Genomic DNA, 24,756 nt, shown 5'->3' on the forward strand with positions numbered 1-24,756 from the left:
AGGAGGCTGACGGTGGGCCGGGGCACAGTCATCCACGCGTGACTCCGGTGATGTGGTTGATCCTCCGTTCCCGGGGTACGTCGATCAGTACCGCTCGGGCTCATCGCCGAGGTTGAACTTCCGGCCGGAGAGGCCGTCCTCGTTCGGGGTGATCACCACGTAGTTGTACTTCAGCGTCGGCAGCCAGGGCTTCAGCGGCGCTTCATCGGCCGCGTGGATCTCGGTCGTGTCCTTGAGGATGCGTGCGGTGCCCTTGACGATGACGGACCAGGCTTCGCCGGTGTCCTCGGAGGTCTGCTCGACATTGTCGACCTCGAACAGGACATCATCGTTGAGGTTGAGGCTGAACAGTTTGGTGCCCTCGGCGGTGCGGAAGAGGATCTTTCCGTCATGCACGATGTAGTTCAGCGGGAAGAGATCGATGTCGTTCTTCCGGTGGACGACGAGACGGCCGAAGGTCTTGGTCGCCAGGAGGTCCAGGGACTGCTCGTCGGTGAGGGGGGTGACGGGAGAGTGGTTGTCGGTCATGCCCCCCATTGTCCCACCCCGCCACCCTCTCCTCCCCCGGATGTGGGGACCAGCGGGGGCAGCAGGACGCCGGTACCGGGGGTGACATGTCCGGAATCTCACGACGAGGGCAGCCGCAGAAGCCACATCGGATCCACTTCGACAGTCACCGACCTGTCCGCCTGACATTTCAGACTCAAACCCTTAGTATCACCGGTAGCAAGAAGTGAACAGTGACTCACAGCACCTCCTACCCACAGACGGGAACACATCACAATGCTCGGACAGATGATGGACCAGCCGCTGCTCATCAGCAGCATCGCGCGCCACGCGGACCGGCGGTTCGCCGACCAGGAGATCGTCTCCTTCACGGTCGACAACCCGCGCCACCGCTACACCTACCGGAACGCCTTCTCACGCGCCCGGAAGCTGGCCAACGCCCTGGCACGTCACGGTGTGGAGCAGGGTGACCGTATCGGCACCATGGCCTGGAACGACTACCGCCACTTCGAGCTCTACTACGGTGTCTCCGGCTCGGGTCTGGTGTGCCACACCATCAACCCGCGCCTGTTCGAGGACCAGCTCGTCTTCATCATCAACGATGCCTCAGACAAGTTCCTCTTCCTCGACCCGATGTTCGTCGGCACCGTCGAGGCACTGCTCCCCCGCCTGGACAATGCACCGCAGCTCGTCATCCTCACCGATGACGGGCACATGCCGGAGACCTCCTTCGATGCCGTGAGCTACGAAGCCTTCATCGCCGACGAGTCCGACGACTACGACTGGCCGCTGTTCGACGAGAACACGGCATCCGCCCTGTGCTACACCTCCGGTACCACCGGCAACCCCAAGGGCGTCCTCTACAGCCACCGTTCCACGGTGCTGCACAGCTTCGGTGTCTCCCTCCCGGACGTCTTCGACCTCTCCGCCAAGGAGGTCGCCATGCCGATCGTCCCGATGTTCCACGTCAACGCCTGGGGCATCCCCTACGCCACGGCGCTGACCGGCACGAAGCTGGTCTTCCCCGGCCCGAAGATGGGCGACCCGGCGGAACTGCAGGCCCTCATCGAGGAGGAGGGCGTCACCAACTCCGCCGGCGTGCCGACCGTCTGGCAGGGCCTCATCGCCTACCTGGACGCATCCGGCAAGCGCATCGACTCCGTGAAGACCCTCGTCGGCGGTGGTTCGGCGGTGCCCTACTCCCTCATGGTGGCCTACGAGGAGCGCTACGGTGTCGACCTCGTCCACGCCTGGGGCATGAGTGAGACCAGCCCGCTGGGCTCGATGTTCCACACCTCCCCCGCGCTGGAAAAGCTCCCCGAGGAGGAGCGGCAGAAGGCACGCGCCAGCCAGGGTGCCCCGCCCTTCGGTGTGGAGCTGCGCATCGTGGACGAGGACGGCAACGTCCTCCCCCAGGACGGAGAGGCGGTAGGTGCGCTGCAGATCCGCGGCCCCTGGATCGCGTCATCCTACTTCAGCGCCGACGGCCCGGGCACGGTCGGCGCAGACTCCTTCACCGCCGACGGCTGGTTCGACACCGGCGACGTGGCCTCCATCACCCCGCTGGGCTACATGCACATCGAGGACCGCGCGAAGGACCTCATCAAGTCCGGCGGCGAGTGGATCAGCTCCATCGAGCTGGAGAATGTCGCCGTGGCCCACCCCTCGGTGAAGCAGGCGGCGGTCATCGCCATGCCGGACGAGAAGTGGCAGGAGCGTCCGCTGCTGGTCGTCATCCCCGAGGAGGGAGCTGACCTGGATGCCGCAGAGCTGCTCGGCTTCTTCGACGGCCAGGTCGCCAAGTGGTGGATCCCCGACGCCATCGCCGTCACCGACGCGATCCCGCTGACCGCCACCGGCAAGATCAGCAAGCTTGACCTGCGCAAGCAGCTGGACGCCGGGAAGTTCACGGTCCAGGCGCCGGCGACGGCGTAACCGTCGAACCTGCTACGCTCGCATCCTGACACGGGGTGCCGCCCGACCAGGGCGGCTGAGATCACACCCGTTGAACCTGAACCAGTTCGTACTGGCGGAGGGATTGTCAGGGTTTCCGCATGTCTGTGCATGCACAGGCACGCATGCCCGAAGGTCCTTACCGCTTGTGACCGAAAGGCATGAGCATGAACCTCACCGATCAGACCGTCCTCGTCACCGGAGGCGCCCGTGGCCTCGGCAGGGCACTCACCGACGCTTTCCTCCGCGAAGGCGCGACCGTCATCGTCAACTACTTCTCCAGCGGGGACGCCGCGGCGTCCCTCATGGCGGAGCACCCCGGCCGCGTCCTCGCCGTGCAGGCGGACGTCCGCGACCGCGAGCAGGTGGATGCCCTGTTCACCGCGGCCGCAGAAGCCAGCCTCGGCCCGGTGACCACAGTCGTCAACAATGCGCTGGTCGACTTCTCCTTCAACGGGGACGCCCGTCCGAAGGCCACCGACATCAGCTGGGGTGACTTCCACCGCCAGTTCGAGGGAGCGGTGGGTGGTGCGGTGAACGTCATCCAGGCCGCACTGCCCGGCTTCCGGGAGATCGGCAGCGGACGCGTGGTGAACATCGGCACGAACCTCTTCCAGAATCCGGTCGTCCCCTACCACGACTACACCGCTGCCAAGACCGCGCTCCTGTCGTTGACCAGGACGTTCGCGGATGATCTGGGCCCGGAGAACATCACCGTGAACATGATCTCCGGCGGTCTGCTGCGCACCACGGACGCCTCCGCCGCCACCCCGGAGGCCGTCTTCGACGGCATCGCCTCAGGGACACCGTTGCGTGAGGTCACCACCCCGGAGCAGTTCGCGGACACGGCCCTGTTCTTCGCGTCCCCGTGGGCCCGCGCGGTCACCGGTCAGAACCTCGTCGTCGACGGTGGTCTGGTGAAGAACTGATGCACCTGAACCTCTTCGCCTACGGCTGCGGGCACCACTCCGCCGCCTGGCGCGCCCCGGACTCCGCCTTCGACCGGCTCGGTGACGTGACCTGGTGGGAGGACCTCGCCCGGACTGCGGAACGGGGGCGCTTCGACGCCTTCTTCCTCGCCGACGGCCAGTCGCTGAACCCTGTCCCCGGTCCGTCCTGGTTCCTCGAACCGGTCACCGCGCTGACCGCCCTCGCCCGGGCGACCACCCGGCTCGGACTGGTCAGCACCATCTCCTCGACCTTCTGGGATCCCTTCCACGCCGCCCGGCTCAGCGCGAGTCTGGACCACATCTCCGGTGGCCGCGCCGGTATCAACGTGGTGACCTCCATGACGGACGCCGAGGCCCGCAACCACGGGATGGACCGTCTGCCCGACCACGCGGAACGCTATGCGCGTGCCGCGGAGTTCATCAGTACCGTGACTGCCTTGTGGGGGTCCTGGCCCGCCGGTTCCTCCCCTGCTGAAGCTGTACCGGTGGACCATCACGGCCGGTACTTCGACGTCGACGGGCCGCTGAACATCCCCGCCACATCGCAGGGCCACCCGGTGCTCTTCCAGGCCGGGGCGTCCGAGCCGGGCCGTGACCTGGCCGCCCGGTACGCCGAAGGTGTCTACGCCGTGGCGTGGGACCTCGACTCCGCCCGCGACTACCGTCTGGACCTGCGGCGGCGTGCCGCCGGGTACGGTCGCGACCCTGATGACCTGGTGATCATGCCGGGTCTGGTGACCTTCGTCGGGAAGACGGAGGAGGAGGCGAGGGAGAAGCAGCGGGAGCTCAATGAGCTGCTGCCGGTGGAGGATTCCCTCCGTCAGCTGTCCTTCTTCGTCGGTCAGGACACCTCAGGGTGGGACCTTGATGCGCCGGTGCCCGAGCTTCCGCCGCTGGCGGAGTTCAGCGGTCCGGCGGGACGCTACGCCACGATCCTGCGGATCCTCGCGTCCTCCCCGGGTGGTCGTCCGACGGTCCGTGACCTGCTGGGTTACCTCGCCGCCGGTGGTGGTCACGCCACCTTCGTCGGCACTCCGGAACGGATCGCCGGTGAGATGGAGCGGTGGATCGTCAATGGTGCCGCCGACGGCTTCAACCTCATGCCGCCGACCCTGCCCGGCGGGCTCGACGATGTCGTGGACCTGGTCGTCCCGGTCCTGCAGGAGCGTGGTCTGTTCCGCCGGGAGTACACGGCGGACACGCTGCGCGGGCATCTCGTGGGATAGTGCCCCGTACGAGCACCTGATTTCCCTGCATCTCGAGCTTTCCGTCCGTCCACGGAGTCTTCCTTATGCAGGGGTGCACGTCGTACCCTCGACGAGATGGGGAAGCTCACCCTGGATCAGCGCCCCTCGCTGGAGACCGCCCTGGAGGAGTATCGCGAGAAACCCCGGACGCGACGCCACGGGGAGAATCCTTGTTGATCACCATGTCCGGGAAGCCGATCTCCGTCTGGTCATCGCAGCGGGGCTGACGGTCCTCTCCCTTTTTCGGCATATTCCTGTGCCTGTTCGGCCTGGAACCACCCGGGTCCGTTGTCGGTGCCGCGTTGTGTGGGTTGGGAACCCTCGCGCCGACCATCGGGTCATTCCTGCGTCCAGGGCCGCCACGGGAAAGTGGTTGGAGCTGCGGGCAGCCGGGCCCGGTGTCGGCATCACGCAGTCTGAGGCTGGTCAGGACCACCTCCCGACGACCTCACGGTGCGTGATGCGGACATACCCGAGGAGAACCCACCTACCGCCGCGAGGACAGCACCCGCTCCGACTCGCGCGCCGTGTCCGAGGCGTTGAGCTCCAGCGACCGCGACCCGGCGAGCTTGCGGGCCACATGCTCGCCCACGGTCACCGGCTCGTACCGGGCGGGGTGGTCAGAGTCGACCATGCCCGGCAGCGGACCGACGATGGCGTCCACGTTCCCGTCATGGAAGAACGCCGCCGACCGACGACGCAGGATCGTGCCGTCCACCACCGGCGGCTTCACCCGGTGCAGCGTCGACCTCCACTGGTCATTGGTCAGTCGCGCAGTCACGTCACCCAGGTTGACCAGCAGCGCACCGGGCTCGGGAAGCACATCGTTCCACGACCCGTCCGACCCCAGTACCTGCAGTCCGGCGACCCGGTCGGCCCAGAGCACGGTGACGATGCCGTAGTCGGTGTGCTCGCCCATGCCGTTGAGCTCGCCGTCGAGCTCCACGGTCACCCCGGGTTCCAGGGCGTAGTTGATGGTGCGCAGTACGTCGATGGAGTGGTCGGCCAGGGATCCGATGGTGCCGCGAGGCTGACCCAGGGCGTCCTCGAAGATGTCGACGAGCGTCTCGGCCACTCCCTGGGCAGCGCCGAACCACGCCTCCAACTGCGATCGGAAGCCGGCCATCCCTTCGGCACCGGCACCGGACTCCGCCGGCCACACGTTCTCCGGGTAGTCCGAGACCGGCAGGTCCAGCTCCGGGAAGGCGGACGCCTGCACACCGATGTTGAAGGCCTCGAAGAAGTCGTTCATCCCGGTCGCGGACTCCACCCCCAGTGACAGTGACAGTCGCTCGGACTTCGGCGGCGAGTAGCCGCGGTTCACCGACGGCGGTGTCGTGACCTCCTTCTTCACCTCGAGATCGCGGAGGAAGAAGGCGTCCAGTGCCGAAGCCAGGCCGTCCCATACCTGCGGGTCGATGCCGTGCCCGGTGAGCTGGATGAAGCCGACCTCGCGGGCTGCGGCGTCCACCGCGGCAGCGACGGCAGCCTTTTCGGAGTCGGTACCGCCGGTGACGTAGGCGGTGATGTCGATGACGGGTACGTGGAATCCGGTCATGTCAGGTCCTTTCAGGATCGTTCAGCAAGTAGTTCAGTCAGTTCAGCGGCAAGCCGGTCGGCATCCGCGGTGAGCAGTTCGCCGTCGCGTACCACCCATTCCCCGGCGACCATGACATCGCGAGGACGCCGCCCGGGGGTGGCCCACAGCAGGCCCGCGGGCCAGTCGTGGACACCGGCGTCGGCGACCCCGGAGCAGTCCCAGACGCACAGGTCAGCGGGTGTCCCGGCATCGAGGACGCCCAGTTCAGGCCAACCCAGCCCTGCGGCGGAGCCGGCGGTCGCCATACCCAACGCCTCCTCTGCGGTGAGGACGCGCCCGGTCAGCCCGGAGACCTGCACCGCCAGTCGGGCATCGGCGAGAAGGTGACCGCCGTCATTCGAACCGCCGCCGGAAGTTCCCAGGCCCACGGTCACCCCGTGGTCGAGCAGGTCGCCGACCGGGGCGACGCCCCAGCCCATCGGCACATCGCAGCCCGGCGCGTGGGTCACGGTCACCCCGGAGGACGCCACGACCTCCACCTCGGCGGCGGTGATACCGCACAGGTGGGCCAGCGTGACGCCCGGTTCCAACCAGCCCCAGTCGGCCAGCAGGTCCAGCGGCCGACACCCGTACGTCAAGGCGGCACGCTCGACGTCCACCTGTTCATTGGACTGGGTGCGGCGCAGCAGCCCGAGTTCCCGGGCCACGTCGCGCAGGGCGGTGAAGGTCTCGGGCCCGTCGGTGTGGGCGCCTGAGGGACCGACGGCAAGCTGCAGCGTTCCGCGTCCGACCGGGTCCCCGGCCATGGCAGCGAAGGAGGCGTGGATGGCACGGACCGAGTCGACGACGGCGTCGGCGTCCTCCCCGGTGGTGCCGCGCACGAAGCACAGCCGGGCGCCGAGAGCGTCAGCCACCGTCGCCGTGGCACAGGCCAGATCCACCGGAGATACCCCGTCAGGCCAGGTCAGATGATGGTCGGCAACAGTCGTCACCCCACACAGCAGGGACTCCGCCACACCGACGGACGCCGCTGCGGCACCGAGCTCCGGATCGACGGCGTAGCCGCGGTAGGCCTGTCCCATCACCGACAGCCACTCGGCCATCCGCACACCGCGGGTCCCGGGCAGTGTACGGAACGCGGACTGCAGCAGGTGGTGGTGGGCGTTGACCAGACCCGGAGTGACGATACAGCCGGAGACGTCGATGCTCTCGGCGTCTGTGGGCAGGACAGTGGTGATCACCCCGTCGACGACGGCCACATCGGACGACGCCCCCACCGATGTCAGCGCGCCGCGCAGTACGGTACTCAAAGGTCCAGCACCAGCCGTCCGGAGAAACACCGGGAGACGCACACCATCATCGACTCGTTCTCGGCGCGCTCCTCCGGGGTCAGCACCGCGTCCCGGTGGTCGACTTCCCCGGAGACGACCTCGACCTCGCAGGTCCCGCACATACCTTCCCGGCAGGAGGACGCCACCAACCGGCCGTGCTCCTCGAGCACGGACAGCACCGAGGCGTCCGCCGGCACGGTGAAGGTCTCCCCGGAGGATGCCAGCGACACGTCGAACGAGGTGGCCTCCCCCGAAATGTCCGGCGCGGTGAACTGTTCGGTGAAGACGTCCACCGCCGGCTGGTCGGCGACCACGGCGGCGACACCGTCGGTCAGGGCGCCGGGTCCACAGACGTAGACGGCGGTACCACGGGGCAGGTCGGCGAGCTCTGCGGCGAGGTCGACTCGTCCTTCCGCTGACCCGTGGAAGCGCACCGCGTCCCCGTAGGAGGACCGCAGCTCCGGCAGGTAGGGCATGGCGTCCTCCGTGCGGGCGAGGCAGAGCATCCGCCACGGGCGGTCGGAGCGCGCGACCTGCGCGGCGAGCGCGATCATCGGCGTGACACCGATGCCGCCGACGACGAAGACGTAGTTCAGTGCGCGGGTCAGCGGGAAATGGTTGCGCGGCTCCCCGACCTGCAGTTCCGTGCCGACCGTGGCGAGGTCATGGAGGGCTGCGGACCCGCTGTGCCCGTTCTCACGCGGGTCCGTGGCGCGGTCCACGGCGATGGTGTAACCGGAGCGGTCGGCGGGGTCCGAGCACAGTGAGTACTGGCGAAGCAGCCCACCGGGGACGGTGACGTCCAGGTGGGCGCCGGGCGTCCATCCGGGGAGGACGCCGGGGGCGGACGGTTCGAGGCGGAACTCGTCGACCCGGTCGGTGAGCGGGCGTCGGGCGGTCACGGTCACCGGGTGTGACACAGGGGAGGGCACAGAGGCGGGCATCGGTTCACCTTCACAGAATCGGTGCCGCCCCAGCCCGGCGAGTACACGCCACACCGTAGCACGACCCCGCCGACATGGCACCACATCACTGCAGGTCATGGCATATGCAACACGGGAGAAACATGGATGCACCCTTATACTCCCCACGCTCCCGAAGCGTCACCGTAGTGAACAGAACCCGAAACAGACGGGAAACACGGTCTCCGTAGATTCACCTCCTGCATGACGAACCACGCGGTGCACGACCGTTGTCCGGTTCTTGAACGTCTCCGCCCCAGCCCGGCGCAGACGACGGACACAAGAGAGCACTCCTGCACACCGCCGACTGTCATGGTCGATCTTCCCCGGTCGCCACCCGGCGTCCGGTAGCAACGACCAGTGCAGCCGGTGATGTGACACCACCGATGACCACGGGACGCACACCGCCGACACGGCACCGGTCACCCTCAAGACCCGGAAGAGGAGGGTCCGATGAGTGTCATTCCGGGAGCACAGCTCCACGGCATCGCCGGTGTTCAGCTGTACGGTGCCCCCACCGGTCAGCTGATGGACATCACTGTCGACGGCACGACCGTCACCGAGGTCCTCCCCCACGATCCGTCCCGCATGCGCACTGCGACGGTCGACGGGAGCTGGCTGGACCTGCACGGCTACACCGTATTCCCGGCCGCCGCCGACCCGCACACCCACCTGGACAAGGCCCTGAGCCATGACCTCGTGAACCCGCCGGCCGGTGACCTTGACGGGGCCATCTCCTCGTGGGTGGCGGCCGCCGACGGGTTCACCGAAGAAGACATCCTCGACCGGGCCCGATGCGCCGCCCGGCTGATGCTCGCCCAGGGCACCACCGCGGCGCGCACCCATGTGGACGTCTACCCGGCCGAGGGGCCGGACCTTTCCGACGCCCCCTACCGGGGCATCCGTGCCCTGACCCGGCTGCGGGAGGAGCTCACCGGACTGATGACCCTCCAGATCGTCGCCCTGGTACCCGCCCACACCCCGGACGACCAGCTCACCGAGCTCACCCTGGGCGCGTTGGACTCTGGAGCGGACCTCGTCGGCGGTGCCCCGCACCTTGCCGGGGATCCGTTGGGCCAGACCGACACCCTGCTCGATGTCGCCGAAGCCCGGAGCGTGGGCTGTGACCTGCACACCGACGAGTTCCTCGCCGGTTCTGCCGGTGATCGCACGCAGACCGTCCACCGCTACGCCGAACGTGTCACCGGCTGGCCCGCCGACCGGATCCGCGGCGCGGGCCACTGCTGCCGCCTGTCCCAGATGGATGGGGCGGAACTCGCGGACACGGCGTCCTCCCTGAAAGACGCCGGGATCCACGTCATCGCCCTGCCGGCGACGAACCTCTACCTGCAGGGCGGCGACGGTCCACCCGGTCCCCGGGGACGGGGCATCGCCCCGCTCACCGCCCTGCGCAACCACGGTGTCGCCGTCGCCGCCGGCGGCGACAACATCCGTGACCCCTTCAACCCGACCGGCCGCGGCGATCCACTCGAGACCGCGTCCCTGCTGGTCACCGCCGCGCACCAGACCCCGGAACAGGCCATCGACCTGGTCACCGTCGGCGCCCGCGCCGCCCTGGGACTGCCACCGGCCGGCCCCGTGCCCGGGCAGACCGCCGACCTGCTGTGCATCCGCGCCCCGGACACCCCGGGTCACGCCACCGCAGCGACATTCCTCGCCGCGGCACCGGCCGACCGCACCGTCATCTCGGGCGGACGCCTCGCCGCACAGACCACCCTGACCACCCACCTCCCCGACCTCCGGCCGGTCGGCTGAGCTTCACGGCTCATCAGAGCAGCTCAGCGACCGACCCCGCACCTTGAAGCGAAAAAGGAGAACCCCCGTGAGTACCCCGACCACCCGGAGCGACCCGACCACCCCACTCGTCAGTTTCACCGGCACCGGCATGACATTCGACGGCGGCACGACCGCCCTGACCGGAGTGTCCCTCGACGTGCGCCCCGGTGAGTTCATCAGCGTCGTCGGCCCGTCCGGTTGCGGCAAATCCACCCTGCTACGCCTGGCGTCCGGCCTGGAGACAGCCACCGACGGCGTGATGTCCACCTCCACCGACCGGATCGCCTACGTCTTCCAGGACGCCACCCTCCTGCCCTGGCGCTCGGTGAAGGACAACGTCATGCTCCTCGGTGAACTCGATCACCTGCCGAAGGCCGAGCAGGAGCAGCGCTGTACCGAAGCGCTGGAGACTGTCGGGCTCACCGGGTTCGAGGACCACCTGCCCCACCAGCTCTCCGGCGGCATGAAGATGCGCGTCTCCCTGGCCCGCGCCCTGACCATCGAGCCGGAACTGTTCCTCTTCGACGAGCCCTTCGCCGCCCTCGACGAGATCACCCGTGAACGTCTCGGTGTGGAACTCACCCAGCTCTTCGCGGAGAAGAGCTTCGGCGGCCTGTTCATCACCCACTCGGTGAGCGAGGCGGTGTTCATCTCCACGCAGGTCGCGGTGATGTCCGGCCGCCCCGGCACCATCGTCGACGTCGTCGACGTGCCCTTCGACTTCCCCCGCAGCCCCGAGCTGCGCTTCACCCCGGAGTTCACCGCGATCGCCGAGCGGGTCTCCACCTCCCTGATGGCGGCCCACTCATGACGACAACTGCACCCACCCCCACCGCACAGACCACGTCCAAGGAGGACGCCGTGTCCGTCTCCACCGCCACCACCACCGCTGCCGCGATCCCTGCCAGCTCCGCACCCGCCCCCGGCCGGCCGAAGCGGAAAGTCAACATCCCCTACGCCCCGGTCCTGCTGCCGCTGGCCGTCCTCGCCGTCGTCGTCGCCGTCTGGTACCTGGTCAGCTACGTCTTCCTCGACGAATCCCGACGCTTCCTCATGCCACCGCCCGACCAGGTCGTCACCGAAGGGTTGTTCGGCCCGAACGCCGGCGAGATGTGGCAGGCCCTGTGGCAGACCACGAAGATCGCGATGACCGGCCTGCTCATCGCCGCAGTCGTCGGCATCGTCTGGGCGATCGTCATGGCCCAGTCGAAGCGCGCCGAAACGGCCCTGTTCCCCTACGCCGTCTTCCTCCAGTGCATCCCGGTGCTGGCCCTCGTCCCGCTCATCGGCTTCTGGTTCGGCTTCGGCTTCTCCGCGCGCGTCTTCGTCTGCGTACTCATCGCCCTGTTCCCCATGGTCTCGAACACCCTCTTCGGTCTGCAGTCCGTCGACCCCGGCATGCGTGACCTGTTCGCCCTGCACAAGCCTTCCCGACTGACCGTCCTGCGCAAGCTCGAACTGCCCGCCGCGATGCCCTCGATCTTCGTCGGCCTGCGCACCTCCGGTGGCCTCGCAGTCGTCGGCGCGATCGTCGGTGACTTCTTCTTCAAGCAGGGGACACCTGGCATCGGCGTCCTGCTGGACAACTACCGCTCGCGACTGCAGTCCCCGGACCTGTTCGCCGCGATCATCCTGGCGTCCCTGCTCGGTGTCGTCGTCTTCCTCGTCTTCGGCCTGATCAGCAACCGTGTCGTCGGCCGCTGGTACGGCAAGTAGTCCCTTCTGCACGTTTCCCCGCACGTTTCCTGACAGGAGCCCCCCACCATGAAGTACACCGTCTCTGCCTTCCGTACTCTCGCCGCCACCACTCTCGTCGCCACCACCGCCGTCTCCCTCGCCGCCTGCGGTGGCGACGACAGCACCTCCGCCGCGTCCTCCTACGACGGCGAGATCGGATCGACCGACCTCTCGGCCGTCTGCCCGTCCACCGTCACCGTCCAGACCGACTGGTTCCCCGAGGCCGAGCACGGCCACCTCTACCAGCAGCTCAACTACGGCGGCGAGGGCAAGGACGCCGTCACCATCGACGCGGACAAGAAGACCGTCTCCGGCCCGCTGTTCGACGGCGACAACGGCTACACCGGTGTCGACCTGGAGATCCGTTCCGGTGGCCCGGCGATCGGCAACCAGTCCGTCACCTCGCAGATGTACCAGGACCAGGACATTCTCCTCGGCTACGTCGACACCGACCAGACCATCCAGCAGTCGGACGCCATGCCCACCGTCGGCGTCATGACGACACTGGAGAAGTCACCGCAGATGATCATGTGGGACCCGGAGACCTACCCGGACGTGCACTCCATCGCCGACCTCAAGGACACCGGAGCGACCGTACTGACCTTCGCCGACATGTCCTACATCAAGTACCTCACCGGCGCGGGCATCCTCGACGAGTCGCAGATCGACGAATCCTACGACGGTGCACCCGCCACCTTCGTCGCCGCCGGTGGCGAAAAAGCTCAGCAGGGCTACTCCTCCTCGGAGCCCTACAACTACGAGAACACCATCGACGGCTGGAAGAAGCCCGTGGACTACCAGCTCATCCACGACGCCGGTTTCCCGACCTACAAGTCCTCACTGGCCGTACGGGCCGACGCCAAGGACGACAACGCCGACTGTCTCAAGGAACTCATCCCGGTGCTGCAGCGCGGCACGAAGGACTACATGGAGGACCCGACGGCCGCCAACGACCTCGTCGTCCAGTCCGTCGCCGACTTCAACTCCGGCTGGGTCTACGACCAGGCGAACGCCGACTACGGCGTGGCCAAGATGCGTGACGAGGGACTGGTCGCCAACGGCGCCGACGGCACCCTCGGTTCCTTCGAGGACGCCCGCCTCGAGGAACTCGTCGACATCCTGACCCCCATCTTCGCCGAGCAGAACACCCCGGTGAAGGACGGCATCACGATGGACGAGATCGCCACCAACGAATTCCTCGACCCGTCGATCGCGCTGGGGTGATCCGGTGAGCCAGGCAGTGCACGAGGGTGTGAAGGTCAGCACCGACGTCGGCCATCTCTTCGCCGTCGCCGATGACTCCGGACGCCCCGACTTCTCGCCCACGGACGTCGACGCCCTGGTCGACGACCTCATCGCGGTGCTCGGCCCCCGTGGTGTCTCCCAGCTGCCGCGTGCGGTCGACCGGGCGTCCCGCGACGGATCGGGCATGTCCCCGGTGATCACCGCGCAGTTGGACGCCGGGGAACTCAGCGTCCCCGATGTGGTCTGTTACCCGCGGGCCGCCGAGGAGGTGCCGGAGATCATGCGCGCCGCGGTGCGCCACGGCGTGCCGGTGACGACGCGTGGCAAGGGCACCGGCAACTACGGGCAGGTGCTGCCCCGGTTCGGCGGGCTGGTGCTGGACATGACCTCACTGACCACCATCCACGAGATCGACACGGAGGCCGGCACGGTCACCGCCGACGCCGGGGCGAAGATGCTCTCGCTGGAAAGCTACGCCCAGGAGCACGGTCAGCAGCTGTGGATGTACCCCTCGACGGTGCAGTCCACGCTCGGAGGGTTCCTCGGTGGCGGCTCCGCCGGCACCGGCACCATCGTCCACGGCCGCAACCACGAGGGCTTCGTCACCGCGGTCGACATCGTGCCCGCCACCGCCGACGCCCGGATCATCCACCTCGAGGGTGAGGACGCCCAACCCTACGTACACACCTACGGGGTGGCGGGCGTCATCGTCCGGGCGACGGTGAAGGTCGAACCGCTGGGTGACTGGCGGTCGGTCTACGCGTCCTTCCCCGACCGGTCCTCGGCCTTCGCCGCGGCGACCGCGGTGATGCGGGCGCGGCTGCAGCCCCGGCTGATGTCCGCCGACGGTCCCGACATCGTCGCCGCCCTGCCCGATGACGAGGCGCTGGTGCCGGGTCGCGGCAGTGTGCGCGGCATTCTCGACGTCTCGCGGCTGCCGGAGTTCGAGGCGATCGTCGCGGACCGCGGTGGACGCATGGAGGCGTCCCGCACCGGGGTCACTGCGTCCGTGAAGCTCTCGACACTGTCCTACAACCACCCGACGTGGTGGCTGCAGAAGAAGGAGCCGGGCCGATGGTTCCACATGGAGTGCCAGGGCACGGCGGTCGTCGACCGGTTCGAGGAGGTGCTCGACGTGTACTCGGTGACCGGCGACGACGGGACCGCGCAGCGGGCGAACTTCCACCTGGAGGTCGGCAACGACATGATGTTCGGCATGCTCAACGGGCCGGTCCTGCCCGGAGAATCCATCGGGACGGTGCGGGAACGGATAGCCGCCGGCGTGCCGCAGCTGGAGGCACTCGGGGTGTCCGTGCACTCCCCGCACCAGTGGTACATCGACCTGGAGCCTGAGCGGGTGCGCCGGTTGGCCGCGGACTTCGACCCGTACGGCCTGCTCAACCCCGGGAGGTGGATGTGAGTACCGCATCCCGTCGCTGGGCCGATCTCACGACCGCGGAGGTGGGCCGGGTGATTACCGCGTCCTCCCTGGCCGTGGTGCCGGTCGGTGCCGTGGAGCCCCACGGACCGCACCTGCCGATGTCCACTGACCTGGTGATGGCCGAGGCCGTGGCGTCCACGGTGGTGTCCCGTGCCGTGGCCGCCGGGCATGACCTGTGGCTGCTGCCGTCGCTGTCGATCACCAAGTCCGATGAGCACGCTGCGCTGCCGGGGACGCTGTGGCTGTCCGCGCCCACGCTCTTCGCCACGTTGGTGGATCTCGGCCGGTCGCTGGCCGCCGCCGGGGTGCGCAGGGTGCTCTTCGTCAACGGGCACGGCGGCAACTCCGCACTGCTGGAGGTCGCCCTGCGTGAACTGCGTCGACGCTTCGACCTGCGGACTTTCCTGGTCTCTTCTCCACCGACCCCGGGCGAGACGGAATGCGGCTTGGGCATCCACGCCGGCTGGTCGGAGACCTCGATGATGCTGCATGTCGCACCGTCGCTGGTGGACATGGACGCCGCTGCGGCGTTGGGGCCGAAACCTGCGACTGCCGTGGCGTCCTGCGACCATGTCGGATTCGGGAAGGCGGTGAAGTTCGGGTGGTTGTCCACTGACTTCGATGCGTCCGGGGTCGTCGGCGATCCGACGGGTGCGTCGGCTGAGGTCGGTGAGCAGCTCTTCGAGGACTACGTCGCCTCCGTACTGGATGCGGTGCCGGAGATCCTGACCTTCAACCCGGGGAACCTGTCATGAGCACTAGCGTGGGTGTCATGGACCAGACCGCTGACCCCGCCGTCCTGTTCGACGCCTGGATGGTGGAGTTCCGCGCCCTCATCGCCGAGGACGCCGGGCTGACCTGGCCGCCGACGTCCACAGACCTCTCGGAGGTACCGCCGGTGCTCATGACGCTTGCCACGGTCGGTCCCGACGGCTACCCGCGGACCCGGAATGTCATGGTGAGCCGGACGGACGCCGGCCAGATCTTCTTCCACACCGACTCACACTCGGAGAAGGTGCGGCATCTGGAGTCGAACCCGAAGGTCTCGCTCACCGTTCTCGCCGCCGACCGGTCGAAGCAGGTCACCGTTGTGGGAGACGCTGTCCGGTCGACACCGGGCGAGGAGGCGGAGGCTTTCGCTGCGCGTTCCCGCTACCTGCAGCTGCTCGCCTGGCTCAGCGACCGGGACCTGGCCGAGAAGCCGGCGGAGGAACGGCACCGGGAGTGGGCGCAGTTCAGCGCTGAAAACCCTGACCTGGCGTCCTGTCCGCCGGAGACCTGGGCCGGCTTCGCCGTGGTCCCCCGGGAGTACCTGTTCTGGACCGCCGACAGTGACGGGCCCTCGCAGCGGGTGCACTATGTGTGCGCTGAGAATTCAGTGAACGGCTGGACCACTGAGGTGCTCCCGGGCTGAATCCACCTCGGACCACCCGTCGCCATGTCCGCATCACGCAGTGTGAGGCTGTTCTGACATGGCCCGCAGCGACCTCAGGCTGCGTGATGCCGACACCTGCTCCGTGACGCCCCCTGACGCCCCCTGACGCCCCGTGACGCTCCATGACGCTCCGTGACTGCCGGGAAACGTGCCGGAAACTCCCGGCCCGTAGCCTCGTCACAGTCAGCGAGAACAAGCAAGAACGAGCAAGAACGAGCACGGACAACCACATAGCCGCGGTGCACGACCGTTGCCTTTCCCCGTCGGCAAGCGCAGGAGGGGCACAAGAGAGCATTCCTGCACACCGCCGACTGACCGTCAACTGACATGTCACTGACCCCAGCCGGACCCAGGAGGTTCCATCTGCCATGAGCACGCTCTTCACCGACGCCGTCATCATCCCCGTCGACCCCGCCCAGCCCCGCTGGTTCCGCGGCTGGCTCTCCGTCGACGACGAAGGACGCATCAGCGGTCTCGGTGAAGGTGCACCGGACCAGGCGACCATCGAAGCTGCCGACACCCTCGTCAACGTCGAGGGCGCCTTCCTCGCACCCGGGTACATCTCCGCGCACAGCCACATCTACACCGGCGGCATGCGCGGCATCGCCCACACCGAACCGCTGTACACCTGGGTCACGCAGAACTCCGCGATGCTCGCCGAGGCAGACCCGGAGATCATGTACTGGCTCTCCCGCGCCGGTGGACTCGACCACCTCGCCGCGGGTGTGACCAGCGTCTACAACTTCACCCAGTCGCGCGTGGTGTGCCGGTTCGACTACGCATCCTCCACGCTGAAGGCGGTGAAGGTCCACGACCCGGACTTCGTCACCCGCCAGATCGACGGCGTGGCGGACGCCGGTATCCGGTTCGTCACCTCGGTACGCGTCGACGACGAGCAGCTTCCCGAGGCGGACGCCGTCGCCGGATTCGACGCCGCGATGTCCCACCTGACCACCATCGACGCCAAGACCCCGGCGCTGAACCTGGGCGGCTCCGTCTACGGCGCGGTGCAGTGGGCGTCCGGCCGACGGACCGCCGAGCTGGAGAAGGAGCTGATGGCGAAGTGGGCGATCACCAACCAGGCACACTTCGTGGAGACCGCCGAGCAGATCGAGATCCAGCAGGCGAAGTTCGACTGGTACGACGACGCCGGTGTGCTCGGCACCGACTTCGCCTTCGGGCACTTCGTCCACCCGACCGAGCGGATGGTGGACCGGGTGGTGGAGTCCGGCACATCGGTGGTGTGGCAGGCGATGTCCAACGGACGGCTCGGCTCCGGCATCGCCGACATCACCGGGCTGCTGGCGAAGGACGTGACCGTGGGTATGGGTGTCGACGACCAGTCCTGCACGGACACCTCCGACCCCTTCGAGAACATGCGCACCGGACTGTTCACCCAGCGTGCGGTCCATTCGGACGCCTCAATCATGTCAGTGGACCAGGTGCTGCACCTGCACACCCTGGGCTCGGCATCCTCGATCGGAGTGGCGGACAAGGTGGGTTCGCTGACGGTCGGCAAGTACGCCGACCTGGTGGTCGTCGATCCGCGGCACCCGGCGACCGGTCCGGTGTGGGACCCGGTGGCGACCTACGTTCTGGCCTGCGGGCTGCGACACCTGCGCCGGGTATACGTCGGCGGCAAGGTCGCCTTCGACGCGGACCTGCCCGGTGGTGTGACCGGTGCCGACGGCGTGACCTACGACGAAGTCAACCGGGCCGCCGACGAGGGCATGGTCCGCTCCGCCGTCGCCGGCGGATTCACCCCGGCGTACTGAGCATCCCTACCGGGGCGGGTGATCCGCTGACAGCGGATCCGCTCCAGGCAGCATGGCCTTGTCGGCGCGTCCTCCCAGGTCGCAGGGTGGACGCCATGTCAGAGAACACACCCGACCCCACCCGAATCCTGGACGCCGAGATCTACCGCGACCTCTTCGAACGACGCACCGTCGTCCTCGGCGACGCCCTCGAACAGGACACCTCCAACCGACTCTGCGCCTCGGTCCTGCTCCTGTCTGCCCGTGATCCTCAGGCGGACATCGCCCTGCTCATCAATTCCCCCGGCGGCTCGGTGCCGGGGATGCTCGCCATCCGCGACTGTCTGCGCGGCATCCCCAACGACGTCGCCACCGTCAACCTCGGTATGGCCTACAGTGCGGGCCAGTTCCTGCTGTCAGCCGGGACGCCGGGCAAGCGCTACGCCCTGCCACACTCCAAGGTGCTGCTGCACCAGGGGTCCGGCGGGATCGGCGGCACCGCACAGGACATCGAGATCCAGGCTGCGGACATCGCCCATACCCGCGATACCGTGCTCGGCTGCATCGCCGACGACACCGGACGCCCGCTCGAGCAGGTCACCAGGGACTCGCTGCGCGACCGCTGGTTCACCGCCGAGGAGGCGAAGGAGTACGGATTCATCGACCACATCGTGCCTGACCTGGAATTCCTCATCGGACCCGGCGCACTCACCGCCCGCCGTTCCCGGCTCGGGCTGGGGGCGTGACCATGACCAGCTACCCGATCCCCTATGTCACCACCTCCACCCCGACCGGTGAGAAGACGGTCGACATCTACAGTCGCCTGCTCGATGAACGCATCGTCTACCTGGGCACACCCGTCGATGACGGCGTGGCGAACGCGGTCATTGCGCAGTTGCTGCACCTGGAGAGCGAGAGCGCGGACGCCCCGGTCTCGCTGTACATCAACTCCCCCGGCGGTTCGCTGTCGGCGACGATGGCGATCGTCGACTGCATGGAATTCATCGGGCCGCAGGTGGAGACGACCTGTGTCGGCCAGGCTGTCGCGTCTGCTGCACTGCTGCTGGCCGCCGGTACGCCGGGCCACCGCGCGATCCTGCACCACGGGCGGGTGGTCCTGGCCGCACCCGTCACCGAGGGAGGACGCGGCACCATTCCGGATCTCATCATCGAGGCCGAGGAGATGGAGCGGATCCGTCGGCTGCAGGAGTCGGTGCTGGCGTCCCACTGCGGTCGCACCGCGGACCAGGTCAGGGAGGACACGGAGCGGCAGCTGGTGCTCGCCCCGGATGCCGCGGTCGACTACGGGATCGTCGACAGGGTGCTCACGCAGCGCACATGAGGACGGCCCCGCCGGTGCCGGTGGTCGTGGCAGGGGACGTCGGCGCCCAGGACCGGATCGCGCCACGGGTGAGCTCGAAGGAGGACTTCCCCAGTGCCCCGGCCACCGCCTCGAGCATCTCCGACGACGGGTCCTTCATGCCCCGTTCGAGTTCAGAGAGGTACTGCGGCGAGATCCCGGCACGGTCGGCGGTGTCCCTGAGACGTTCTTTCCTGGCGGTGCGGTGCCGTGGCAGGAGGATGTCGGCATCACGCAGCCTGAGGGCGCTCAAGCCCCCTCGCCAACGACCTCAGGGCGCGTACTGCGGACATGCCGGGGTGTCTCCCTGAAAACAAGTGCAGACCGGGACCGGTACGGATAGGCTCACCTTCATCGATGTAGTCAACCAAGGAGCCCTCCGTGCCACTTCCTCCCGTTCTGCAGTCACCGCTGTCCGTGCCCGTGGTGGCGTCCCCCATGTTCATCGCGTCCTCCCCGGAGCTCGTCATCGCGCAGTGCACGTCCGGGATCATCGGTTCCTTCCCGGCGCTCAATGCGCGCCCCGCCGAGAAGCTGGACGAGTGGCTCACCCGGATCGAGGAAGGCATCGCCGCTTTCCAGGAGGAGAATCCCGACGCCGTGGTCGCGCCGTTCGCGGTGAACCAGATCGTCCACCACTCCAACGACCGCCTCCGGCAGGACATGGCGACGATCGTGAAGCACAAGGTACCGATCGTCATCACCTCACTCGGTGTCGTCCCGGAGATCAACGAGGCTGTCCACTCCTACGGCGGCATCGTCCTGCACGACGTGATCAAGAACCGCCACGCACAGAAGGCAGTTGAAGGCGGAGCGGACGGCATCATCGCCGTCGCCGCCGGAGCCGGCGGACATGCGGGCAGCCAGTCGCCGTTCGCGCTGCTCAACGAAATCCGCCAGTGGTTCGACGGCCCACTGCTGCTGTCCGGGGCGATCTCACACGGGCGCTCCATCTTCGCCGCCCTGGCCGCCGGCGCGGACTTCGCCTACATCGGTTCGCCGTTCCTGGCCACCCCGGAGGCGAACACCGTCGACGACTACAAGCAGATGATCGTCGACAGCAACGCCTCCGACGTCATCTACAGCAACCTGTTCACCGGTGTCCACGGTAACTACCTGCGTGGGAGCATCGAGAAGGCAGGCCTGGACGCGGACAACCTGCCGGAATCCGACCCCTCGAAGATGAACTTCGGCTCCGGCGGCGGGAACGACGCCAAGGCGTGGAAAGACATCTGGGGCTGCGGCCAGGGCATCGGCTCCATCACCGGGATCCAGCCCGCCGCGGACCTCATCGCACAGTTCAAGGACGAGTTCCGGGCCGCGGTGGACGCGTTCGACGAGAAGGTGCGTGTCCGGCAGCTGTAGCTCTACGCCGGCCCGCCGGGGAGGCATGACTTCACTGACGCTGCCTTATTCTCCCCGGATTTTTCCGAGGTGTACCGCAGCCATGCCGAGTGCGGCGATGGTCTCCCCGTCGGTGATAACGGTGCCGACCATCGCCAACAGTGCCCTCACTGCCACCAGAACCGGACTGCGCCCGCAGGCCGCGGGCGATGAACACCGTCTCCGGTGCGACGCAGATCCCGTTGAGGGCGTTCATCGTTCCGGTCTGCGTCCACTCGTCCGCCTCGAACCCGGTCTCCACCAGCAGTTCCCGACGTGCGGCCGCCAGAGCGTCCTGCCCGTCTGTGCCGCCCGAGACCACCTCGAGGGATCTCCCGACGGTGCACCGGTCGATATCGACCATGAGGACGCGGTCGTCCTCGTCGAGAGCGATGATGATGACTGCGGGGTTGCGTAGTTCGACGACACCGTAGATGCCGTCGGCACCATCGGGACGCACCACCTCGTCCTCACGGACCCGGATCCACGGATTCCCGTAGGCGAACTGCGAGGATGTGGTGGCTCAGGCTGACGTGGAGCCTTGCGCTGTATCCGTACGCTCACTCATGCGGGCCAGCCTACGACGTCGCACCAGGGCATGTAGGCATCACGCAGTCTGAGGCTGTCTGGGACCCCTCGTGAGCGACCTCACGCTGCGTGTTGCCGACATGCCCTGCCAGCGTCCCGAGCCGAACGCCTAGGCTGTGGACCATGCGCATCACCGTCATCGGGGCCGGCGTCACCGGCCTGTCCTGTGCCCTTGAACTCGCCGGAGCCGGTCATGAGGTGACTGTCGTCGCCGACCACGGCCCCGGGGACACCGTCTCCGCCCGCGCCGGCGCACTCTGGTTCCCCTACGACGTCACTGTCGAGAATGCCCCTGAACTGGAGAAGCGCTCCCTGATCAGGTTCGTCGAGCTGGCAGACCAGGCCGAGGCCGCGCAGTCCGGGGGCGCGGATGACGTCACCGACGACATCGCCCCGGTCGAGATGCGCCGCGGCTTCCTCCGTGAGCGCCTCGACCCGCCGGACCGCTCCTGGGTCCCGACCGTCACCGACGTTCTCGGCGAGGACGCCGTGACCGAGGTCGAGCGGGAAGGTACACGAGGAACCGAGCGGGGTGTCGAGACGACCCTGCCGATGATCATGACCCCGACCTACCTGGCCTGGCTCATGGACTCCTGCCGGATCGCCGGTGTGGCGTTCCGGTGGAAGACGGTGGAATCCCTCGAACTGCTGGTCACAGGCTCCTACAACACCGCTCCCCCGGAGGCGGTCGTGATCTGCGCCGGCATCCGTGGCGGTGAGCTGCTGGGTGGGGACGACGAGATCACTCCGGTCCGCGGGCAGGTCATCGTCTTCGCCAACGGCACCGACGACGGCACCGACGATGACGAAGGAGAAGAAGGAGACGCGAACGGGACAGGAGACAGCGGCCCCGTCCTCACCGACTGGTACGTCGACGACGATGATCCGGCGAACATGACCTATATCTTCCCCCGCGTGGACGACATCGTCGTCGGTGGTGTCGCCGAGGTCGGGAACTGGAACGAGGATCCGGACGCGGAGACCGCCGAAGCGATCCTCGCCCGGGCAGAGGCCCTGGTCCCGGCACTGAAGGAGCTGCCGATCCTCGGTCACGGCGCAGGGCTGCGTCCTTCCCGGTCCACCCTGCGCATCGAGCAGGTCGACACCGACGAGGTGAACATCCCGGTCATCGCCGCCTACGGACACGGCGGAGCTGGCGTGACCCTGAGCTGGGGCACCGCCGAGCGCGTCGCGGAGATGGTGGACGCACTGTAGGTCAGCCGCTGATCAGGCCGAAGGTTCCCCGAGCAGCAGCACGAGGAACTCGCAGAGGACGCCGGGCTTCACGGTGCCGTCCCCACCGTCGATCTCCAGGGTGAGCTCAAGGGTGACCAGCGTGCCGGAACCCTTGGGGGTGACATCGGCGAGCAGGGCGTGGGCGCGGATCCGGTCGCCGACGTGCACCGGGACGGGGAAGCGCGCCTTGTTCAGCCCGTAGTTGATCAGTGCGGGCCAGGCGGAGAAGTCGAAGGTCTCCCCGGCCAGGGTCGGCAGGTACGAGAGGCTGAGGAAGCCGTGGGCGATGGGTCCGCCGAAGGGGCCGGCGTCCGCCCGCTCCTTGTCGACGTGGATCCACTGGTGGTCGTCGATGGCGTCCGCCATGGTGTTGACCCGCTCCTGGGTCATGGTGGTCCAGTCGGTGACGCCGAGGTCCTCGCCCTTCGCGGCGGTCAGTTCCTCGGTGCTGGTGAAGCTGCGCATGGAGTCTCCCGGGTGGTTGAAAGGTCAGATAAGTGAGTCGTCGAGGTCATGGAGCCGCCGGTCTTTCGAGGCGACGAGGTCGAGCCGGGCGTCCGCCCGGGGCAGCAGGTGGTCGATGAAGAAAGACGCCGTGAGCAGCTTCGACTCAGCGAAACTGTCGGCGCTTTCTCCGGTACCGTTCCTCTCCCCCAGGGCACGGACCTGGTCGGCGAGCAGCCAGGCGACGACGATGTCGCCGGCGGCCTCGAGGTACATCGTCGCGTTGGCCAGGGCGGTGCCGGCGTCCTTGTCCTCCCAGACAGTAGCGGTGGCTTCGGCGAGGCGCGTGGCGCGGGACCGCAGCGGATCGGCGAGTTCCGGGTGACTGTCCGCCAGCGCGTCGCAGGTCGCGGTGATCCGGCCGAGCAGGTCGCGGAAACCGGAGCCGCCGCTGAGCAGGACCTTGCGTCCCAGCAGGTCGATGCCCTGGATGCCGTGGGTGCCCTCGTGGATCGGGTTGAGCCGGTTGTCGCGGTAGAACTGCTCGACCGGGTGGTCGCGGGTGTAGCCGGAGCCGCCGAGGACCTGGATCGCCAGGCTGTTGCCTTCCAGACACCACTGCGACGGCCAGGACTTCGCCACCGGGGTGAGCACCTCCAGCAGCAGGTGGGCGGCCTCTCTCTCCTCCGGGGAGGACGCCGCCACGGACTCGTCGAGCACCTTCGCGGTATAGAGGACCACCGCGACCGCACCTTCGGCGTAGGCCTTCTGCTCCAGCAGCATGCGGCGCACATCGGCGTGACGGATGATCGGCACGGCCGGGGTCTTCGGGTCCTTGGCGTCCAGCGGGCGGCCCTGGATGCGTCCGCGGGCGTAGTCACGGGAGTGCAGGAAGCCGGTGACGCCGAGGGCTGTCGCACCGGCGCCGACGCCGATGCGCGCCTCGTTCATCATGTGGAACATGTAGAACAGGCCCTTGCCCTCCTCACCGATGAGGTAGCCGACGGCGTCGTCGTAGTTCAGCGCGGTGTTCACCGTGCCGCGGTAGCCCATCTTGTGGTTGATGCCGACGAGGCTGACGCCGTTGCGCTCGGTGAAGCAGCCCGGTTCGCCGGGGTTCTCCAGCCACTTCGGCACGATGAACAGGGACAGCCCCTTCACACCGGGACCACCGGTGCGGGCGAGGACGAGGTGGACGATGTTCTCGGTGACCTCCTGGTCGCCGCCGGAGATCCACATCTTGTCGCCGCGGACGCGGTACGTGCCGTCATCCTGCTTCGTCGCCGAGGTGGTGAGGTCGCCGAGAGCGGAGCCGGTGCCGGGTTCGGAGAGGTTCATCGTGCCGGACCAGCGGCCGTCGAGCATCGGAGGCAGGAACTTCTGCTGGAGTTCCTCGGTGGCGTGGGTACTGATGAGGTTGGCCGCACCCGTGGTGAGCAGCGCATAGGACACGGTGCCGAGGTTCGCCGCCTGGAACCAGAGGAAGGCCGCCCGGTAGATCAGTGCGGGCAGGCGGAAGCCACCGTGCTTCCCGTCCATCGTCGCCGAGAGCAGACCGGCTTCGGCGAAGGCGTCGAGGGCGGGCTTCACCTCGTCGATGAGCTGCACCTTGCCGTCGACGAGCGTCGGTTCGTTGAGGTCACCGGTGCGGTTGTGCGGTGCGAAGAGGTCCTCGGCGAGCTGCCGGGAGAGGTCCAGCAGGCCGTCGAAGGTCTCCCTGCTGTGCTCGGCGAAGCGGTCGAAGCCGGTGAGGGATTCTGCGTCGAGCCAGTCGTAGAGGCAGAAGTTGATGTCGGTGGCGTCGAGGATCAGTGATTCTCGGGTGTCCATGTGACTCCTCGGGGTC

General features: G+C 67.9%; 23 protein-coding genes and 1 riboswitch. Of the genes, 15 read left to right on the forward strand and 8 right to left on the reverse strand.

The genetic code is table 11. From position 1 onward, the window contains the following. Positions 1-84: 84 nt before the first annotated feature. A complete protein-coding gene (locus Q0A27_RS07740) occupies positions 85-528 on the reverse strand; it encodes a pyridoxamine 5'-phosphate oxidase family protein (RefSeq protein WP_291474477.1) in 444 nt (147 codons plus the stop codon). 255 nt (positions 529-783) lie between these two features. Between Q0A27_RS07740 and Q0A27_RS07745 the strand changes: the two genes are divergently transcribed. The 3 genes from Q0A27_RS07745 to Q0A27_RS07755 all read left to right on the forward strand — a co-directional run bounded on the left by Q0A27_RS07745 (position 784) and on the right by Q0A27_RS07755 (position 4,636). Beyond that, entirely contained in the window at positions 784-2,442 is a 1,659-nt protein-coding gene (locus Q0A27_RS07745; RefSeq protein ID WP_291474478.1) for a long-chain fatty acid--CoA ligase, read from the forward strand. 21 nt (positions 2,443-2,463) lie between these two features. Then, a riboswitch (TPP riboswitch) is annotated at positions 2,464-2,563 on the forward strand. Positions 2,564-2,621: 58 nt separating this feature from the next. Further along, the gene (locus Q0A27_RS07750; RefSeq protein ID WP_291474479.1) at positions 2,622-3,389 is read left to right on the forward strand and encodes a 3-oxoacyl-ACP reductase; all 768 of its coding nucleotides are present in this window, start codon (positions 2,622-2,624) and stop codon (positions 3,387-3,389) included. Further along, positions 3,389-4,636 (forward strand): LLM class flavin-dependent oxidoreductase, encoded by a 1,248-nt coding sequence (locus Q0A27_RS07755; protein WP_291474480.1) that lies wholly within the window; start codon positions 3,389-3,391, stop codon positions 4,634-4,636. The genes Q0A27_RS07750 and Q0A27_RS07755 overlap by 1 nt, the downstream gene beginning before the upstream one ends. Before the next feature lie 508 nt (positions 4,637-5,144). Here the strand turns inward: Q0A27_RS07755 and Q0A27_RS07760 are convergent. Genes Q0A27_RS07760 through Q0A27_RS07770 form a run of 3 tightly spaced genes read right to left on the reverse strand, consistent with a single transcriptional unit; the run spans position 5,145 to position 8,472 of the window. Further along, a complete protein-coding gene (locus Q0A27_RS07760) occupies positions 5,145-6,215 on the reverse strand; it encodes a 2-oxoglutarate and iron-dependent oxygenase domain-containing protein (RefSeq protein WP_291474481.1) in 1,071 nt (356 codons plus the stop codon). Between the two features lie 11 nt (positions 6,216-6,226). Next, positions 6,227-7,507 carry an amidohydrolase family protein gene (locus tag Q0A27_RS07765; protein WP_291474482.1) on the reverse strand — a complete coding sequence of 427 codons (1,281 nt, stop codon included), beginning with the start codon at positions 7,505-7,507 and terminating at the stop codon, positions 6,227-6,229. Further along, positions 7,504-8,472, reverse strand: coding sequence for a PDR/VanB family oxidoreductase (locus Q0A27_RS07770; RefSeq protein ID WP_291474483.1), 969 nt, complete (start codon positions 8,470-8,472; stop codon positions 7,504-7,506). Before Q0A27_RS07770 ends, Q0A27_RS07765 begins: the two co-directional genes overlap by 4 nt. A 471-nt stretch (positions 8,473-8,943) precedes the next feature. On the opposite strand from Q0A27_RS07770, the gene Q0A27_RS07775 reads away from it, so the two are divergent. The 10 genes from Q0A27_RS07775 to Q0A27_RS07820 all read left to right on the forward strand — a co-directional run bounded on the left by Q0A27_RS07775 (position 8,944) and on the right by Q0A27_RS07820 (position 19,241). Next, positions 8,944-10,266, forward strand: a complete 1,323-nt coding sequence (locus tag Q0A27_RS07775; protein WP_291474484.1) for an amidohydrolase family protein — start codon at positions 8,944-8,946, stop codon at positions 10,264-10,266. 130 nt (positions 10,267-10,396) lie between these two features. Further along, positions 10,397-11,098, forward strand: coding sequence for an ABC transporter ATP-binding protein (locus tag Q0A27_RS07780; protein ID WP_291474553.1), 702 nt, complete (start codon positions 10,397-10,399; stop codon positions 11,096-11,098). Next, positions 11,095-12,003: an ABC transporter permease gene (locus Q0A27_RS07785; protein WP_291474485.1), complete on the forward strand. Its 909-nt coding sequence runs from the start codon at positions 11,095-11,097 to the stop codon at positions 12,001-12,003. The genes Q0A27_RS07780 and Q0A27_RS07785 overlap by 4 nt, the downstream gene beginning before the upstream one ends. Positions 12,004-12,051: 48 nt before the next feature. Further along, entirely contained in the window at positions 12,052-13,248 is a 1,197-nt protein-coding gene (locus Q0A27_RS07790; protein ID WP_291474486.1) for an ABC transporter substrate-binding protein, read from the forward strand. Between the two features lie 28 nt (positions 13,249-13,276). Continuing rightward, positions 13,277-14,689 (forward strand): FAD-binding oxidoreductase, encoded by a 1,413-nt coding sequence (locus Q0A27_RS07795; RefSeq protein WP_291474554.1) that lies wholly within the window; start codon positions 13,277-13,279, stop codon positions 14,687-14,689. Continuing rightward, complete coding sequence (locus Q0A27_RS07800) at positions 14,686-15,465, forward strand: creatininase family protein (protein WP_291474487.1); 780 nt, start codon at positions 14,686-14,688, stop codon at positions 15,463-15,465. The genes Q0A27_RS07795 and Q0A27_RS07800 overlap by 4 nt, the downstream gene beginning before the upstream one ends. After that, positions 15,462-16,124 (forward strand): pyridoxamine 5'-phosphate oxidase family protein, encoded by a 663-nt coding sequence (locus Q0A27_RS07805; protein ID WP_291474488.1) that lies wholly within the window; start codon positions 15,462-15,464, stop codon positions 16,122-16,124. Before Q0A27_RS07800 ends, Q0A27_RS07805 begins: the two co-directional genes overlap by 4 nt. A gap of 389 nt (positions 16,125-16,513) precedes the next feature. Continuing rightward, the gene (locus Q0A27_RS07810; RefSeq protein ID WP_291474489.1) at positions 16,514-17,920 is read left to right on the forward strand and encodes an amidohydrolase family protein; all 1,407 of its coding nucleotides are present in this window, start codon (positions 16,514-16,516) and stop codon (positions 17,918-17,920) included. Between the two features lie 95 nt (positions 17,921-18,015). Continuing rightward, on the forward strand, positions 18,016-18,645 hold the full coding sequence (locus tag Q0A27_RS07815) for a ClpP family protease (protein ID WP_291474490.1): 630 nt from the start codon (positions 18,016-18,018) through the stop codon (positions 18,643-18,645). A 2-nt stretch (positions 18,646-18,647) separates the two neighbouring features. Then, the gene (locus Q0A27_RS07820; protein WP_291474491.1) at positions 18,648-19,241 is read left to right on the forward strand and encodes an ATP-dependent Clp protease proteolytic subunit; all 594 of its coding nucleotides are present in this window, start codon (positions 18,648-18,650) and stop codon (positions 19,239-19,241) included. Here Q0A27_RS07820 and Q0A27_RS07825 read toward each other — a convergent pair. After that, positions 19,225-19,512 (reverse strand): helix-turn-helix domain-containing protein, encoded by a 288-nt coding sequence (locus Q0A27_RS07825; RefSeq protein WP_367273313.1) that lies wholly within the window; start codon positions 19,510-19,512, stop codon positions 19,225-19,227. The two genes, Q0A27_RS07820 and Q0A27_RS07825, sit on opposite strands and share 17 nt — an antisense overlap. A gap of 128 nt (positions 19,513-19,640) precedes the next feature. On the opposite strand from Q0A27_RS07825, the gene Q0A27_RS07830 reads away from it, so the two are divergent. After that, positions 19,641-20,624: a nitronate monooxygenase family protein gene (locus tag Q0A27_RS07830; RefSeq protein ID WP_291474492.1), complete on the forward strand. Its 984-nt coding sequence runs from the start codon at positions 19,641-19,643 to the stop codon at positions 20,622-20,624. A 31-nt stretch (positions 20,625-20,655) separates the two neighbouring features. On the opposite strand, the gene Q0A27_RS07835 is transcribed toward Q0A27_RS07830, so the two are convergent. After that, positions 20,656-21,105 (reverse strand): NUDIX domain-containing protein, encoded by a 450-nt coding sequence (locus Q0A27_RS07835; RefSeq protein WP_291474493.1) that lies wholly within the window; start codon positions 21,103-21,105, stop codon positions 20,656-20,658. Positions 21,106-21,353: 248 nt separating this feature from the next. On the opposite strand from Q0A27_RS07835, the gene Q0A27_RS07840 reads away from it, so the two are divergent. Continuing rightward, positions 21,354-22,445, forward strand: coding sequence for an FAD-dependent oxidoreductase (locus tag Q0A27_RS07840; protein WP_291474494.1), 1,092 nt, complete (start codon positions 21,354-21,356; stop codon positions 22,443-22,445). A 12-nt stretch (positions 22,446-22,457) separates the two neighbouring features. Here Q0A27_RS07840 and Q0A27_RS07845 read toward each other — a convergent pair whose 3' ends face one another. Continuing rightward, a complete protein-coding gene (locus Q0A27_RS07845; protein ID WP_291474495.1) occupies positions 22,458-22,931 on the reverse strand; it encodes a MaoC family dehydratase in 474 nt (157 codons plus the stop codon). Positions 22,932-22,955: 24 nt separating this feature from the next. After that, a complete protein-coding gene (locus Q0A27_RS07850) occupies positions 22,956-24,740 on the reverse strand; it encodes an acyl-CoA dehydrogenase (protein ID WP_291474496.1) in 1,785 nt (594 codons plus the stop codon). Positions 24,741-24,756 lie beyond the last annotated feature (16 nt).

The organism is Corynebacterium sp., assembly GCF_022712275.1.
Classification (GTDB): Bacteria; Actinomycetota; Actinomycetes; order Mycobacteriales; family Mycobacteriaceae; genus Corynebacterium.